Raw genomic sequence first — 15,975 nt, 5'->3', positions numbered from 1 at the left:
GACGCGATCATCGTACACCGGGGGTGTGGGTGTCGCGCGCGCGGCCGGCCGCCTCCGCGGACCCCCGGCGGCGTCGGCCGGGGTGGGCGCTGTGACCTGCGCGGGTTAGCGCTTACCTGTCGGTAACCCCTAGGCTCCGACCGACCGAGAGATCACTGGAGCAGAGGGGGATCCGTGGCCCGAACCGTGCTGGTGACCGGCGGGAACCGGGGGATCGGCCTGGCCATCGCGCAGGCGTTCGCCAAGCAGGGCGACCGGGTGGCGGTGACGTACCGGAGCGGCGAGGCCCCCGACGGCCTGTTCGGGGTGCGGTGCGACGTGACCGACGCCGAGTCGGTCGACGCCGCGTTCACCGCGATCGAGGCCGAACTCGGCCCGGTGGAGGTTCTGGTCGCCAACGCCGGCATCACCGACGACACGCTGATCATGCGGATGTCCGAGGAGCAGTTTGCCCGCGTCCTCGACACCAACCTGACCGGCTCGTTCCGGGTCGCCAAGCGGGCCTCGACGAAGATGCTCCGCGGCCGCTGGGGCCGGATGATCTTCATTTCCTCGGTGGTCGGCCTCTCCGGCGGCGCGGGCCAGGTCAACTACGCGGCCAGCAAGGCCGGCCTGGTCGGCGTGGCCCGCTCGATCACCCGCGAGCTGGGCACCCGCAACATCACCGCGAACGTGGTGGCGCCCGGCTTCATCGACACCGACATGACAGCGGGCCTGCCCGAGGAGCGCAAGGCGGAGATCCGCAAGTCGATCCCGGCCGGCCGGATGGCCACCCCGGACGAGGTCGCGGGCGTCGTCACCTGGCTCGCCTCGGACGCGGCCGGATACGTCACCGGCGCCGTCATCCCGGTCGACGGCGGCCTCGGCATGGGCCACTGAGCAGAGCACGGAGGAGACACGCAATGTCCGGACTTCTCGCCGGTAAGCGGCTGCTGATCACCGGCGTCATCACCGACGCGTCGATCGCCTTCTCGGTGGCGAAGCTCGCCCAGGAGAACGGCGCCCAGGTCGTGCTCACCGGCTACGGCCGGCTCTCCCTGGTGGAGCGGATCGCCAAGCGGCTGCCCGAGCCGGCGCCCGTGATCGAACTGGACGTCACGAACGAGGAGCACCTGGCCGGGCTCGCCGACAAGGTGCGCGAGCACGTCGACGGCCTCGACGGCGTGGTGCACTCGATCGGGTTCGCCCCGCAGAGCTGCCTCGGCGGCGGCTTCCTCGACGCCCCGTGGGCGGACGTGGCCACCGCGCTCCAGGTCTCCACCTACTCGTACAAGTCCCTCGCCATGGCCGCGCTGCCGCTGATGTCCGCCGGCGGCGCCGTGGTGGGCCTCACGTTCGACGCCACCAAGGCGTGGCCGGTCTACGACTGGATGGGCGTGGCGAAGGCCGGGCTGGAGTCCGCCTCCCGCTACCTGGCGCTGCACCTGGGTAAGCAGGGCATCCGCAGCAACCTGGTCGCGGCCGGCCCGCTGCGGACCATCGCGGCCAAGTCCATCCCCGGCTTCGACCAGTTCGAGGACGCCTGGACCGAGCGCGCCCCGCTGGGCTGGAGCCTCACCGACTCCGAACCTGCCGCGCGGGCCTGCCTGGCGCTGCTGTCCGACTGGTTCCCGGCCACCACCGGCGAGATCGTCCACGTCGACGGCGGCTACCACGCCATCGGCGCCTGAGATGTAAGGAAGGGCCCCTTCTTAACGCCTCGTGCAGCGGAAGGGGCCCTTCTTAACACGTCGCGGCCCCGGACGGTCACCACACCGACCAGGGGGCGTCGCCACGCCGTGACGGCGGGCGAGGAAGAATGGCCCCATGGCGTACGACGCGTTGGTGCTGGTCTCCTTCGGCGGCCCGGAACGGCCCGAGGACGTTCTCCCGTTCCTGCAGAACGTGACCCGGGGGCGCGGGGTGCCGCCGGAGCGGCTCGCCGAGGTCGCCGAGCACTACCTGCACTTCGGTGGGGTGTCGCCGATCAACCAGCAGTGCCGCGACCTGCTCGTCGCGATCCGCGAGGACTTCGCCGCCAACGGTGTCGACCTGCCGGTCTACTGGGGCAACCGCAACTGGGATCCGATGCTCGCCGACACCGTCGCGCGGATGCGCGACGACGGGATCACCCGGGCGCTGGCGTTCGTCACCAGCGCGTACGGCGGCTACTCCTCCTGCCGGCAGTACCAGGAGGACATCGCCTCGGCCCGCGCCGCTGTCGGTCCGGACGCCCCGCTGGTCGAGAAGCTGCGCCAGTTCTGGGACCACCCCGGCTTCATCGAGCCGCACGTCAACGCGCTCCGCGCCGCGCTGGCCCAGCTCGACCCGGCGAAGCGGGACAGCACCCGGCTGGTCTTCACCGCGCACTCCGTACCGATGTCGGCGGCGGCCACCGCCGGCCCGCACGGCGGCCGCTACACCGCCCAGCTCGAGGAGGTCGCCCGGCTGGTGCACGCGGCGGCCGCGCCCGACCTGGCGTACGACCTGGTCTGGCAGAGCCGGTCCGGGCCGCCGCAGGTGCCGTGGCTGGAGCCGGACGTCAACGACCACCTGGCCACGCTGCCCGAGCAGGGCGTGACGAGCGTGGTGGTCAGCCCGATCGGTTTCGTCTCCGACCACCTGGAGGTGGTGTGGGACCTGGACACCGAGGCCCTGGAGACGGCCAAGCAGCTCGGCCTGGACTTCGTCCGCACCGGCACGCCGGGGGTCGACCCGCGGTTCGTGGCGATGGTCCGCGAACTGGTCCTGGAGCGCACCACCCCGGCCGGGGAGCGGCTGCGCCGCCGCCTCGGCGAGCTGCCCGCCTGGGACACCTGCCCGGCACTGTGCTGCGTGCCCCCGGCCCGCCGGCCCTGAGCCCGACCCGACGACACCCCTGGGGACGACACGATGCTTGACCGCAAGCCGGTGCAGAGCTGGCTCACCGACATGGACGGCGTGCTGGTGCACGAGGGGCAGCCGGTGCCCGGCGCCCCGGAGTTCGTCAAGAAGCTGCGCGCCTCCGGCAAGCCGTTCCTGGTGCTGACGAACAACTCCATCTACACCCCGCGCGACCTCCAGGCCCGGCTGGCCCGGATGGGGCTGGACGTGCCGGAGGAGGCGATCTGGTCCTCGGCGCTGGCCACCGCCCAGTTCCTGGCCGACCAGCGGCCGGGCGGCACCGCGTACGTCATCGGTGAGGCCGGCCTGACCACGGCGCTGCACGCGGTGGGGTACGTGCTCAGCGACTTCGCCCCGGACTACGTGGTGCTGGGGGAGACGCGCACCTACAGCTTCGAGGCGATAACCAAGGCGATCCGGCTGATCGACGACGGCGCCCGGTTCATCTGCACCAACCCCGACGCCACCGGCCCGTCGGTGGAGGGCGCGCTGCCGGCGGCCGGTTCGGTGGCGGCGATGATCTCGAAGGCGACAGGTGTCGACCCGTACTTCGTCGGCAAGCCCAACCCGATGATGATGCGATCGGCGCTGAACACCATCGACGCGCACTCCGAGTCGACCGCGATGATCGGCGACCGGATGGACACCGACATCCTGTGCGGCCTGGAGGCCGGGCTGGAGACGATCCTGGTGCTCACCGGCATCAGCAGCCGGACCGAGGCGGAGCGGTACCCGTACCGTCCGTCGCGGATCGTCGACTCGGTGGCCGACCTGATCGACGAGGTCTGAGCCGGGGGTCTGCGGCTCTAGAGCCGCAGCGGCGCGTTGCAGGCGGCCACCAGGGCCTGCCGGCACGCGGTGGTCAGCGGCCGCAGCGCCGCGTCCCGCTGCTGCGCCTCGTAGGTGTTGACCGCGCCGCCGGGCGCGCTCTCCCCGGCCAGCGCGAGCACCCGATCCAGTACGGCGGCGCGGGCGAACAGGCGACGGGCGCGCGGGTCGAAGCCGGGTGGCAGGTCGGTGGCGCCGTCCGGCCGGCGCAGCGCGGCGAGCGCCCCGGCGAGTTCGGGCCGCCACTGCGCGACGTCCAGCCGGGTCAGCGTGGCGGTGGTCTCGGCCAGCACGGCGGCGAGTTCGGCCTCCGCCTCCGCCGCGCCGGGCGTGACGAGGGACGCCTTCGGCGCGTCCGCCGGCAGCGGATGGACCCGCCAGAGCACCGTCTCCCAGGTCATCCCCGAGCCGGACGTGTGCGTGCGGACCTCGGGCACCAGCCCCATCCCGCTCGCCACCACCGCCTCGCCCGCCACCAGCGCCGCCCCGGCGAACGCGCCCGGACCGGGCAGGCCCCTCGGGTCACCGGGCGCGGGCAGCACCAGGCGGATGTCATCGGGTGAATGCTTGGCGAGGCTGGGCAGCGCCTCCCGCAGCGACACGTCGGTCCAGGTGCCGGGGGCGTCGGCGACGAGGTGCTCCTCGTCGCCGGCGACGGCGTCGGCCACCTCGTCGAAGGGCACCAGGCCGGCTCGCCAGGCACGCACCCAGGCGACGAACCGGCTCGACCGGCGCGGAGCCAGTGTGGCCGCGCCCGTTGCGGGGGAGGACATGCGGAAAGGGTACGTGCTCCGCGCCGCTGCTGTCTCGGCTGCCGCTCCGGTGGCGCGACCTGGCCCCAACTACCCCCTTCGCACCGTTTCGTGCCGACGGATGGCGGCCCGGTCGGCGCGTCGCCGAGCGACACGCCGGGACGCTGGTTAGCGTCAGCGGCATGGCGGGGCGATACGACGGGGACGTGCTGGCCGGCGACTGGCGACGACGGAAGGTCACCCCCGAGGTCGACGCCGAACCGGACCTGGTGGTCGAGGACGCCGACTCCGGGTTCTGCGGCGCCGTGGTCGGCTTCGACTCGGGCGCGGTCGTGCTGGAGGACCGGCACGGGCGGCGACGCAACTTCCCGCTGCTGCCCGCCGCGTTCCTGCTCGACGGCGAGCCGGTAACGCTGCGACGCCCGGCCCGCGCCCCGGTGCCCGCCGCGCGCCGCCGTACCGCGTCCGGCTCGATCGCTGTGGACGGTGTACGGGCGCAGGTCGCCAAGGCCAGCCGGATCTGGGTCGAAGGTGTGCACGACGCCGCGCTGGTCGAGCGGATCTGGGGCGACGACCTGCGCATCGAGGGCGTGGTGGTGGAACCGCTGGACGGCATCGACGCGCTCGCCGACGAGGTACGCGCGTTCGGCCCCGGCCCGGGCCGCCGGCTCGGCGTGCTCGTCGACCACCTCGTGCCCGGGTCGAAGGAGAGCCGGATCGTGGCCCGGGTGAACTCGCCGCACGTGCTGGTGACCGGGCACCCGTACGTCGACGTGTGGCAGGCGGTACGCCCGGCGGTGCTGGGTGTCGCGGCGTGGCCCGTGGTGCCTCCGGGACGGCCCTGGAAGGAGGGCGTCTGCGCGGCGCTCGGGGTGGGTGAGCCGGCGGACATGTGGCGGCACATCCTGTCCCGGGTGGACAGCTTCGCCGACGTGGAGACGCCGCTGATCAACGCGATGGAGCGCCTGATCGATTTCGTCACCGAGCCCGGGTGAGTAATCGCTGCCCGGTCGTGGTCGCTCGCCGTGCACCACCACCGCCCGCCCTGAACCCTTCGTCCCCGTCCCCGGTCGTCCCCGCCTGGTTGATCAAGGAGTTTGTGGGCGTATCGGAGATCAACGCCGACACAAACTCCTTGATCACCGGGGCGAGGTGGGTGGGAGGGGCGGGGGCGGGCGGGGGCGGGAGGGGCTGTCAGGGGAGTTCGTCGGGGGTGCGGGTCAGGACGAACGTGGCTATGTCGAGGGCTGTCGGGGTGCCGGAAGCATCGCGGATCACCGTCAGGATCTCGCCGTCCTGGGAGCCGGAGCGGCCCCGCCAGCGGTCCGGTCCCTCCGGGGTGAAGCGGAGCACCGGCCTGCCCACCTGCCCGCCGACCAGGTCACCGGCGGCGTCGACGCGGAACTCGTACTCGCCGCCCATCCACCACCAGCGGCCGGTCAGCGCGGCCACGTCGGCGGCGGGCGGTTCGGCCGGGCGCCAGGGGGCGGGCGCGGCCGGTCCGGCGTCCAGCACCAGCGTGAGCGCCTCCCGGCCGAGCGCGCCGACGTGGTGGCCGCGCAGCCCGTATGCGTTGGCGAAGTTGACCACGGCGGTCCGGGTGGGCCGGTGCACGGCCAGGCCGGCGACGTACCCGGGCATGGAGCCGCCGTGCCCGACGTACACCCGGTCGCCGACCCGGTACAGCTCCACGCCGAGGCCGTGGCCGCCGGTCCACGAGTCCAGGTCGTTGATCACCACTGGGGCGCACATCTCGGTGAGCGTGGCCGGAGCGAGCACCGCCGGGTCCGGGTCGGCCAGGAACGCCGCCCAGCGGCCCAGGTCCTCGACCGTCGACCAGAGCTGCCCGGCCGGGGCCATCGCCCCGGTGCCGGTACGCGGCTCCTCCCGCAGCGTCTCGTGCCAGGGGTGGACGACGTAACCGGGGGCGTACGGCTCGGTGGGGTGGTACGTGGTGCGGCGCATGCCCAGCGGAGTCAGCAGCCGCTCGGTCAGCAGGTCCGACCACGGGTTGCCGGTGATCCGTTCCAGCACGGCACCGAGCAGCCCGTACGCCAGGTTCGAGTAGTGGTAGACGAAGTGCGGCGGATGGGCGATCTTGTCCGGCGTCAGCCCGGCCAGCAGCGTGTCCAGGTCCGTGCCCTCGGCGCGCTCCCACCAGTCGCCGTCCGGCTCGCGTTGCAGGCCGCTGACGTGCCCGAGCAGGTGGCGCACTGTCACCGCGCCGACCGGGGTGCCGGGCAGGTGGGCGTCGAGCGGGTCGTCGAGCGCCAGCCGGCCGGCGTCGCGCTGCTGCATCACCAGCACCGCTGTCATGGTCTTGGTGATCGAGCCGATCCGGTACTGGAGGTCGCCGTCCGGGCGGGGCGTCTCACCGGCGACCGCCAGGTGCGCCAGCCGGCCGTCGCGGACCACGCCGAGGGCGAGCGAGGGACCGCGCCCCTCGGCCTGGGCCCGGGCGACCAGCAGGTCCACCTGACGCGCGGTGTCGGGCAGCAGGGGCATGTCGTCCTCCTCGTCGGCGGGTGCCGCGGTACGCCGTGCCGAGCCTAGCGATCATGACAGTTCGATGACACGTGCGTCGACGTGTCAGGATTGTTCTCGTGGACGCCGTGTTCTGGATCGTTCTGGGTGTGGTATTGGCGGTCGCCGAGATCTTCACGACGACGCTCTTCCTGATCATGTTCGGGGTCGGGGCGATCGCCGCCGCCGGCGCCGCGGCGCTCGGTGCGCCGGTGGCGCTCCAGGCGGTGGTCTTCGCGGTGGTGTCGGCGCTGTCGGTGGTGGTGGTCCGTCCGGTGGTCCGGCGGCACGCCCGGCCGACGCTGGAGACCGGGGAGCAGCCGTTCGGGGTCGAGGCGCTGGAGGGGACCACCGCTGTGGTCCTGGAGCCGGTCGACGCCGACCGGGGCATGGTCAAGATCGATGGTGAGCTGTGGACGGCCCGCTCGTACGACGCGACGCGCACGTACGCCGAGGGTGAGCGGGTGCAGGTGATCAAGGTCCAGGGCGCTACCGCCCTGGTATGGCAGGACGACATTTCCACCCCGGGCGAGCTGCCCGAAGCGAAAAGGTGAACGGTATGGAGTTTCTGGCGATCCTGATGATCGCGGTGGCGTTGGTCGGTGTGGTGACGCTGTTCAAGGCGGTGCGGATCGTGCCGCAGCAGCGTCAGGACGTGGTGGAGCGGCTGGGCCGGTACAAGCGCACGCTGAACCCGGGCCTCAACCTGCTGGTGCCGTTCGTCGACGCGGTGCGCACCAAGGTCGACATGCGGGAGCAGGTGGTCAGCTTCCCGCCCCAGCCGGTGATCACCTCCGACAACCTGGTCGTCTCGATCGACACGGTTCTCTACTTCAAGGTGGTCGACTCGGTTCGCGCCACCTACGAGATCTCCAACTTCCTCCAGGCCATCGAGCAGCTCACCGTCACCACGCTGCGTAACGTGATCGGCTCGCTGGACCTGGAGCGCGCGCTGACCAGCCGCGAGGAGATCAACAGGCACCTGTCCGGCGTGCTGGACGAGACCACCGGCCGCTGGGGCATCAAGGTGACCCGGGTCGAGATCAAGGCGATCGAGCCGCCGCCGAGCATCCGCGACTCGATGGAGAAGCAGATGCGCGCCGAGCGGGACCGCCGTGCCGCGATCCTCAACGCCGAGGGGCACAAGCAGTCGCAGATCCTCACCGCCGAGGGTGAGAAGCAGGCCGCGGTGCTGCGTGCCGACGGTGACCGGCAGGCCCGGATCCTCCAGGCGGAGGGCCAGGCCAAGGCGATCCGTACCGTCTTCGACGCGATCCACACCGCCAACCCGAGTCAGAAGGTGCTCGCCTACCAGTACCTCCAGGCGCTGCCGCAGATCGCCAACGGCACCGCCAACAAGGTCTGGATCGTCCCGACCGAGCTGACCAGGGCCCTGGAGGGCATGGGCGGCGCGCTGGGCGGGCTGGCCAACATGGTCGGCGACGTGCCGTCGCCGGAGGCCGCCAAGAGCGCCGGTGAGGTCGAGCGGGAGGCCGCCGAGGCCGCCCAGGCCGCGGCCATCGCGGCCCAGGAGATCCACGACGAGGTACGCGTGGCGGAGGCGCAGGCCACCGGCGGCAACAACCCGAAGGGTCTGCCCGCGCCGGAGCCGGTGTCCCCGGCCAGCCTGGTGAACGACCCGGCGGACCAGCGCGAGCGGGGCTGACCGGCAAATCCGAGAATCTCTCATACGGCGCTCCGGCGGCTGCCACCATCGGTTTCAGGACGGGTGGTGAGCAGGGCCGGAGCGCCGTTGCGCGTCCCGGGCCGCCCGTGGCGTGAACGAGGTGAGGCATGAAGGACCCGGCGAACCGGCTGTTCTCCCGTACCCCCGTCCCCGGCGCGCACGACCCGGCCGGTCCGATCGGCTCCCGGCGTACCGGAGGGGGTTTCGGGGTCCTGCCGTTCGTCTCCGAACCCGGCCCGGGAGCGCCGGCCACCGACGCGACCTGGGCCTGGTCGATCCGCCGGTTCGCCCGCGCGGCGGTCTGGCTGCTCCCGGCGTACGCGGTCCTCTACGGCCTGGTGGCGATGGCCAGCGACGGCGGTGTGGGCAACGACCCGTATCCGGCCGACGGCCGGCCGCTCTACCTGGTCGGCTGGGTCGCAGCGGTCTGGCTCGGGCTGCTCGCCCTGCTCGCGCTCACCGGGCTGCTCGCCGCCACCCGCTGCCGCCGCGTCGCGCTGGCCGGGCTGCTGTCCAGCATCGGCGGGATGGTGCTGATGCTGCCGTTCGCCGGGCTGGCCGAGCAGACGCCGGTGTTCGGCGTGACCGCACGCGGCATCGTGCTGTTCGGCGCCACCCTCTACAGCGTGGGCTGGTTCCTGACCGGCTGGTCGGTCGCCCGGTCCGGGATGTTCTCCTACGGCGACGGGACCATGCTGATGATCGCCGCCCCGCTGCTCGGGCTGGGCGGCGCGCTGATCGGCTCGCTCCAGACATTCGGCGCGATCTTCGTGCTGGTCGCCGGCATCGGCATCGGCTACCGCAGCGGTCGCCTGGTGCCCGAGACGATCGCCCGGGACGCCGCGGCCGCCAGCGTCGCCGCCGCACCGGTGCCGCCCGCGTCACCGAAGGGCCCGCTCGGTGCCGGATGACCGGTTCGTCCGGCGGTCCGGAGCTGAACGGTCGCCGTGAGGTAACTGACAGTTGCCTGGCGAGGTGGCCGGTAGGCGGCTTTCGTGGCAATCCTTGCGTCCATGCCGTCTCCCAGGTCGCCGCTGTCGCGGCTGTTCACCGTGCTGCTGGCCGGCCTGCTCGCCGGGCTCGTCCTCGCGCTCGCCGCGCTTCCCGGCGGCCTGCTCGGCGGGTTCGCCGCCCGGGCCGCGCTCGGCGCGTACGCGGACCTGCCGGACGCGCTGCGCACCCCCGTGCAGCCGCAGCGCTCCTACCTCTACGCCAACGACGGCACCACGCTGATCACCACGTTCTACGACGTGAACCGCACCGACGTGTCGCTGGACGAGATCGCCCCGGTGATGCGGCAGGCGATCATCGCGGCCGAGGACCGGCGGTTCTACTCGCACGGCGGCGCTGATCTGCGCGGCATCGCCCGTGCGCTGGTGGCGAACGTCAAGGGCGGCGGCACCGAGCAGGGCGGCTCCACGCTGACCATGCAGTACGTCCGCAACGTGCTCAAGACCGACCCGAACCGCACCCCGGAGGAGCGGCAGGCCGCCACCGAGCAGACGGTCGGGCGCAAGCTCCAGGAGATCCGGTACGCGAACGCGCTGGAGCAGTCGCTGTCCAAGGACGAGATCCTCAACCGCTACCTCAACATCGCGTACTTCGGCTCCGGCGCGTACGGCGTCGCCGCCGCGAGCCAGCGCTACTTCGGCAAGGCCCCGGCCGACCTGACGCTGGGCGAGGCGTCGCTGCTCGCCGGCCTGGTGCAGTCGCCCGACGCGTACAGCCCGATCGACGGCGACAAGGACCAGGCGCTGACCCGGCGCGGGTACGTGCTCGACGCGATGGCCGAGACCGGCGCGATCACCGCGCAGCAGGCCGCCGCGGCGAAGACCGAGGCGCTGACGCTGCGCCCGACCGCCCAGCCCAACGGCTGCACCGCCACCGCCCAGGGGCACGACGACTGGGGCTTCTTCTGCGACTACCTGCGCCGCTGGTGGCTCACCCAGCCGGCCTTCGGCAGCACGCCCGAGGAACGGGAGCAGGCGCTGCGCCGGGGCGGCTACCGCGTCGTCACCACGCTCGATGCGAAGATCCAGCAGACCGCGCAGGAGCAGGCCACCAACGTCTACGGGTACGGCGACGAGCGGGCGCTGCCGATCGCGGCGGTCGAGCCCGGCACCGGCCGGGTGCTCGCGATGGCGGTGAACCGGCACTACAGCCTCGACGACAACCCGGACGGGCAGGCCAACCACCCGAACACGGTCAACCCGCTGATCTCCGGCGGCGCCAGCGTCGACGGCTACCAGGCCGGCTCGACGTTCAAGATGTTCACCATGCTGGCCGCGCTGGAGGCCGGCAAGCCGCTGTCCACCGGCTTCGACGCCCCCAGCAGGCTGCCCACCCGGTACGCCTCGGACGACGAGGGGAACTGCGACGGCACGTGGTGCCCGGCGAACGCCAACCCGCAGTGGATGGACGGCTACCGGATGATGTGGGACGGCTTCGGCCGCTCGGTCAACACGTACTTCGTCTGGCTCGCCGAGCAGGTCGGCGAGGACAAGGTGGTGGAGATGGCCCAGCGCCTCGGCATCACCTTCCGGGCCGACTCCGACGCCGCGTTCGCCCGCGACAACGCCGCGAACTGGGGCGCGTTCACGCTCGGCGTCGCAGCCACGACCCCGCTGGACCTCGCCAACGCGTACGCCACGGTGGCCGCCGAGGGCACGTACTGCACGCCGCTGCCGGTGGTCTCGGTGACCGCGCCGGACGGCGGCGTCGTCGACGTGGCGCAGCCGTCCTGCAAGCGGGTGCTCGAACCGGACGTGGCCCGCGCCGCCACCGACGCGGCCCGGTGCCCGGTCGGCCAGCAGTCCGAGTTCGGGCAGTGCAACGGCGGCACCGCCACCGCCGTCGACCGGATCGTCGGCCGCCCGGTGGCCGGCAAGACCGGCAGCTCGGAGCGCAACGCCACCGAGACGTTCGTCGGATACACCCCGCAGGTCGCGGTAGCAGGCATCGCCGCCAACCCGGACGACGTCACCGACCTGGTCGGCTCCGCCGTGCAGGCGAAGGTGATCGACGCGGTGGCCCGGACCATCAAGACGGCGCTCACCGGCAAGCCGGTGGCCGGCTTCACCGCGCCGAGCCGGGCGCTCGTCGGCGACCCGCAGCGCCCGCAGCCGCCCCGCCGGACCGAGCCGGACCGCCGCGAGCAGCGCGACGACAGCGAGCTGCCCTCCGACGTGCTGCGCTGGCTGCGCGGCCGCGGGTAAGGAAGGGCCCCTTCTTAACGCCTCCGGTAGAGGAGGGGCCCCTTCTTAACACCCTCAACACCGCGCCAGACCCACCACCGCGTCCACGACCGCGTCGAGGGCGGCGGCCACCTCGTCCGGGGTGCCGTCGCCGTCGAGCGTGACGAACGAGCCGAACTCCGGCAGCGCCCGGTAGGCGGCGTCCAGCGCGCACAGGTGCGCCAGCTCCTCGGTGTCGATGCCCCGCACGGCGACCCGCCGCTGCGCCACCTCGGGCGAGGTGGCGAGGAAGCACACCACCGCCGGGCGCGGGAAGGCGGCGTACGCGGCGCGCACCACGCGCCGCCCCCGGTCACCCCGGGCCTCCATGATCACGTCCTGGCACCAGGTCCACCGGTCCAGCACCGCCACCCGTCCGGTCAGGCGGGCCACCGTCACGGTCCGGGCCATCGCCGCCGCGCGCACCGTCGCCTCCAGCGCCGGATAGAGGGTACGGCCGAACAGCGCCACCCCGTCCACCCGGCCGAGCGCCCGCGCCAGCCGGTTCCACAGCGGCCGCCCACCGGCGTTCTCGAAGTACCGCGCCCGGACACCCCGCTCGCGCAGCCGCGCCGCGAGCGCCCTGGCCTGGGTGGTCTTGCCGGAACCGTCGACACCGATCAGCGCGATCATCACCGGGCGGCCCACAGCCCCGGACGCTAACGCACCCGGACAACCACGCGCGCGACGTGTCGGATCCGGCCGGGCGGCTCCGACCCACCGGTGAGCGCGCCCGACCGGGACGCGCCGCAACGCGGAGGAACACATCATGGGCACTGTCGTCTACTGGGTGCACACGTCGGTCGACGGCTTCATCGAGGGTCCGAACGGCGAGTTCGACTGGCCGGAGATGGGGGAGGAGCTGTCCGCGTACTCGATCGGGCTGGCCGAGCGGGCCGCCGCCTTCGTCTACGGGCGGCGGGTGTGGGAGATGATGTCCTCCTACTGGCCGCAGGTCGAGTCGATCTCCGACCACCCGCACGACCTGGCGTTCGCGCCGATCTGGCGGCGTACCCCGAAGATCGTGGTCTCCCGGACGCTCGCCGAGGCCGGCCACGGCGCCGTGGTGGTCGGCGGCGGCGACCTGGCGAAGGAGTTCGCCGAGGTCCGCGAACGGTTCCCCGGCGACCTGCTGGTCACCGGCGGCACCGGCGCGGCGACGGCGCTGGCCGCGCTCGGGCTCGTCGACGAGTACGAGGTGATCGTGCACCCGGTGGTGCTCGGCGGCGGACGGCAGGTGCTGCCCGGCCTGGCCCGCCAGCACCTGCGGTTGGTCGAGACGCGCCGGTTCGACGGGCGGTCGGTGCTGCTGCGCTACGCGCGGGCGTGACGGTCAGCGGCCCCGGCGGCGGGGCCGGTACGTGGCGAGCGCGGCCGGCACGCCGCGCCGAACGATGCCGGCCCGGTCGCTGTCCCCGCGAAGCACCGCGGCGGCGGTCTTGCGGGCCTGCTCGACGGTGAAGTGCGGCGGCAGCATCAGCTCGGCCGGGTCCACCACGGCGTTGACCACCACCGGACGGTCCGCGTCGAGCACCCGCTGCCACAGGCCGTCCACCCGGCCGGGGGAGTCGACCAGCTCACCGCCGAGACCCAGCACCTCGGCCCACCTGTGGTACGCCACGTCCGGCAGGTCCTGGCTGTCCGGGAACATCGGCGTGCCCTCGCCGGACCGCTGCTCCCAGCTGACGAACGCCAGGTCCCGGTTGTTGAGCACCAGCACCACGAACCGGGGGTCGGCCCACTCCCGCCAGTACCTCGCCACGGTGATCAGCTCGTTGACGCCGTTCATCTGCATCGCGCCGTCGCCGAGCAGCGCGATCACCGGCCGGTCCGGGTGGGCGAACTTCGCCGCCAGCGCGTACGGCATGCCGCCGCCCATGGAGAGCAGCGTGCCGGAGAGGCTGGCCAGCATGCCGGGGCGGACGCGCACGTGCCGGGCGTACCAGGCGGTGGCGGTGCCGCAGTCCACGGCGAGCATGGCGTCGCCTGGTAGCGCGTCGTCGAGCGTGGTGAACAGCGACTGCGGGTTGACCGGGTCGGCCGGCTGGGCGGCGACCTCGCGTTGCGACGCCCGCCACTTGCCGGTGGCGTCGGCGAGGGTGGCCCGCCAGGCGGTCGGGCCCGGACCCGGTCCCAGCTCCTCGATCAGGGCGCGCAGCGTCGGCCCGGCGTCACCGGTCAGGTTCACCTCGGTCGGGTAGCGCAACCCCATCCGGGTGCCGTCGATGTCGATCTGCACCGCCCGGGCCTGGCCCTCCGGCGGGTAGAACTCCGAGTACGGCATCTGGCTGCCGACGATCAGCAGCCTGTCGCACTCGCGCATGAGCTGCCAGCTCGGGCGGCTGCCGAGCAGGCCGATCGCGCCCGTCACCCAGGGCTGGCGATGGTCGACGGCGGTGAAGCCGAGCAGGGCGGTGGCGACCCCGGCGCCGAGCCGGTCGGCGATCCGGCGTACCTCGTCCTCGGCGCCCAGCGCGCCCTGCCCGACGAGCATCGCCACCCGCTCGCCGCCGCGCAGCACCTCGGCGGCGCGGCGCACGTCGGCCTCCGGCGGTGCCGTCGGCTCGCTGCTCGGCACCGCGCTGGTGTGGTAGTAGCCGTGGGCGTGCGGCGGGTGCGGCACCGCCGGCAGATCCTGCACGTCGGAGGGCAGGACCAGGGCGGTCACGGTACGCCGGGCCAGCGCCGTGCGGCAGGCCCGGTCGACCAGGTGCCGGGCCTGCGACGGGTCGTCGAGCTGGGCCAGGAAGGCCGACGCCACGTCCTTGTAGAGGGAGAGCAGGTCCACCTCCTGGTAGTAGCCGCCGCCCTCGGCGGGCAGCGCGGTGTGCCCGAGCAGCGCCACCACCGGCTGGTGGTCGAGCTTCGCGTCGTACAGGCCGTTGAGGGCGTGGATCGCGCCCGGACCGCTGGTCACCACCACGCAGCCGAGCGGGCCACCGCCGTACTTGACGTGCGCGCCGGCCGCGAACCCGGCGGTCTCCTCGTGCCGGACCTGGATGAACCGGGCCCGCCCCTCGGCCCGCTGCAACGCCGAGGTCATGCCGTTGATCCCGTCGCCCGGATAGCCGTAGTAGCGGTGCACGCCCCACTCGGCGAGCCGGGCCACCAGGTAGTCGGCGACTGTGGCGTCGCGGGGGAGGTTGCCGTCGTGATCCGCGCCCATCGTGGTCCCTCCGTCGCCGTCGGCCTTCCGGCTTCGTTCCCCGCCCGGGACGGCGGAAACCCGGCCCGCGCCGGAGCGGCCGGGCGGGCCGGGCAGAATCGCCTGGTGCCCGTCCACGAGATCACCGACCCCGACGACGACCGGATCGCCGACTACCGCGCGCTCACCGACGTGGAGCTGCGTACCCGCTGGGAACCGCCGCACGGGCTGTTCATCGCCGAGGGGGAGCTGGTGCTGCGGCGGGCGCTGCGGGCCGGCTACCCGGCCCGGTCGTACCTGGTCGACGCCAAGCGGGTGGACCAGCTCGCCGACCTGGACACCGGTCACGCGCCGGTGTACGCGGCCACGCCGGACGTGCTCCAGCGCGCCACCGGCTTCCACGTGCACCGGGGCGTGCTCGCGTCGTTCCACCGCAAGCCGCTGCGCTCCGCCGACGAGGTGCTCGCCGCCGCCCGGCGGGTGGTGATCCTGGAGGACGTCAACAACCACACGAATCTGGGCGCGATCTTCCGGGGCGCCGCCGCGCTCGGCGTCGACGCGGTGCTGCTGTCCCCGACCTGCGCCGACCCGCTCTACCGGCGCAGCGTACGGGTGAGCATGGGCGAGGTGTTCGCGGTGCCGTACGCCAAGCTCGATCGCTGGCCCGACGGGCTGGACCAGGTCCGGGCGGCCGGTTTCACGGTGCTCGCGATGACGCCCGCGCCTGATGCCGTACCGATGCAGCGGCTGACCCCGGCGCAGCGCGAGCGGGCGGCGTTGCTGCTCGGGGCGGAGGGGCCGGGGCTGACCGCGGCGGCCCAGGCCGCCAGCGACGTGCGGGTGGTGATCCCGATGCGGCGCGGCGTGGACTCGCTGAACGTGGCGGCCGCCGCGGCGGTGGCGTTCTGGGAGCTGGGGCGCGAGGACCCGCTCTGAGGACTCGCT

General features: G+C 73.3%; 15 protein-coding genes. 11 read left to right on the top strand and 4 right to left on the bottom strand.

The genetic code is table 11. The annotated features are described in order from the left end of the window. The first annotated feature begins 174 nt into the window (after window positions 1-174). The 4 genes from O7622_RS23745 to O7622_RS23730 all read left to right on the top strand — a co-directional run bounded on the left by O7622_RS23745 (window position 175) and on the right by O7622_RS23730 (window position 3,651). Window positions 175-879 (top strand): beta-ketoacyl-ACP reductase, encoded by a 705-nt coding sequence (locus O7622_RS23745; RefSeq protein ID WP_013287372.1) that lies wholly within the window; start codon window positions 175-177, stop codon window positions 877-879. Between the two features lie 23 nt (window positions 880-902). Further along, window positions 903-1,670: an enoyl-ACP reductase FabI gene (gene fabI / locus O7622_RS23740; protein ID WP_282310410.1), complete on the top strand. Its 768-nt coding sequence runs from the start codon at window positions 903-905 to the stop codon at window positions 1,668-1,670. A 136-nt stretch (window positions 1,671-1,806) separates the two neighbouring features. Further along, entirely contained in the window at window positions 1,807-2,838 is a 1,032-nt protein-coding gene (locus tag O7622_RS23735) for a ferrochelatase (protein WP_282310409.1), read from the top strand. Between the two features lie 33 nt (window positions 2,839-2,871). Beyond that, entirely contained in the window at window positions 2,872-3,651 is a 780-nt protein-coding gene (locus tag O7622_RS23730; RefSeq protein ID WP_282310408.1) for an HAD-IIA family hydrolase, read from the top strand. A 17-nt stretch (window positions 3,652-3,668) separates the two neighbouring features. Here the strand turns inward: O7622_RS23730 and O7622_RS23725 are convergent, their stop codons facing one another. Further along, a complete protein-coding gene (locus tag O7622_RS23725) occupies window positions 3,669-4,463 on the bottom strand; it encodes a hypothetical protein (RefSeq protein ID WP_282310407.1) in 795 nt (264 codons plus the stop codon). Between the two features lie 161 nt (window positions 4,464-4,624). Between O7622_RS23725 and O7622_RS23720 the strand changes: the two genes are divergently transcribed. After that, a complete protein-coding gene (locus O7622_RS23720; RefSeq protein WP_282310406.1) occupies window positions 4,625-5,437 on the top strand; it encodes a DUF3097 domain-containing protein in 813 nt (270 codons plus the stop codon). Between the two features lie 199 nt (window positions 5,438-5,636). Here O7622_RS23720 and O7622_RS23715 read toward each other — a convergent pair whose 3' ends face one another. Continuing rightward, complete coding sequence (locus tag O7622_RS23715; RefSeq protein WP_282310405.1) at window positions 5,637-6,947, bottom strand: serine hydrolase domain-containing protein; 1,311 nt, start codon at window positions 6,945-6,947, stop codon at window positions 5,637-5,639. Window positions 6,948-7,045: 98 nt separating this feature from the next. Here O7622_RS23715 and O7622_RS23710 point away from each other — a divergent pair, with 98 nt between their 5' ends. The 4 genes from O7622_RS23710 (at window position 7,046) to O7622_RS23695 (ending at window position 11,867) form a co-directional block, all read left to right on the top strand. Further along, on the top strand, window positions 7,046-7,519 hold the full coding sequence (locus tag O7622_RS23710; protein WP_282310404.1) for an NfeD family protein: 474 nt from the start codon (window positions 7,046-7,048) through the stop codon (window positions 7,517-7,519). Window positions 7,520-7,524: 5 nt separating this feature from the next. Next, window positions 7,525-8,631 (top strand): SPFH domain-containing protein, encoded by a 1,107-nt coding sequence (locus tag O7622_RS23705; RefSeq protein WP_282310403.1) that lies wholly within the window; start codon window positions 7,525-7,527, stop codon window positions 8,629-8,631. Between the two features lie 128 nt (window positions 8,632-8,759). Next, on the top strand, window positions 8,760-9,563 hold the full coding sequence (locus tag O7622_RS23700) for a hypothetical protein (protein WP_282310402.1): 804 nt from the start codon (window positions 8,760-8,762) through the stop codon (window positions 9,561-9,563). 102 nt (window positions 9,564-9,665) lie between these two features. Then, the gene (locus tag O7622_RS23695; protein ID WP_282310401.1) at window positions 9,666-11,867 is read left to right on the top strand and encodes a transglycosylase domain-containing protein; all 2,202 of its coding nucleotides are present in this window, start codon (window positions 9,666-9,668) and stop codon (window positions 11,865-11,867) included. Window positions 11,868-11,921: 54 nt separating this feature from the next. Here the strand turns inward: O7622_RS23695 and O7622_RS23690 are convergent, their stop codons facing one another. Continuing rightward, the gene (locus O7622_RS23690; protein WP_282310400.1) at window positions 11,922-12,533 is read right to left on the bottom strand and encodes a thymidylate kinase; all 612 of its coding nucleotides are present in this window, start codon (window positions 12,531-12,533) and stop codon (window positions 11,922-11,924) included. A gap of 121 nt (window positions 12,534-12,654) precedes the next feature. Here O7622_RS23690 and O7622_RS23685 point away from each other — a divergent pair, with 121 nt between their 5' ends. Continuing rightward, window positions 12,655-13,215 carry a dihydrofolate reductase family protein gene (locus O7622_RS23685; protein ID WP_282310399.1) on the top strand — a complete coding sequence of 187 codons (561 nt, stop codon included), beginning with the start codon at window positions 12,655-12,657 and terminating at the stop codon, window positions 13,213-13,215. A 3-nt stretch (window positions 13,216-13,218) separates the two neighbouring features. On the opposite strand, the gene O7622_RS23680 is transcribed toward O7622_RS23685, so the two are convergent. Then, entirely contained in the window at window positions 13,219-15,051 is a 1,833-nt protein-coding gene (locus O7622_RS23680) for a thiamine pyrophosphate-requiring protein (protein ID WP_282310398.1), read from the bottom strand. A 102-nt stretch (window positions 15,052-15,153) separates the two neighbouring features. Between O7622_RS23680 and O7622_RS23675 the strand changes: the two genes are divergently transcribed. Continuing rightward, entirely contained in the window at window positions 15,154-15,966 is an 813-nt protein-coding gene (locus tag O7622_RS23675) for an RNA methyltransferase (RefSeq protein WP_348774085.1), read from the top strand. Window positions 15,967-15,975 lie beyond the last annotated feature (9 nt).

The organism is Micromonospora sp. WMMD1076 (assembly GCF_029581475.1).
Classification (GTDB): Bacteria; Actinomycetota; Actinomycetes; order Mycobacteriales; family Micromonosporaceae; genus Micromonospora; species Micromonospora aurantiaca.
This window is presented reverse-complemented; position numbering and strand designations above follow the sequence as displayed.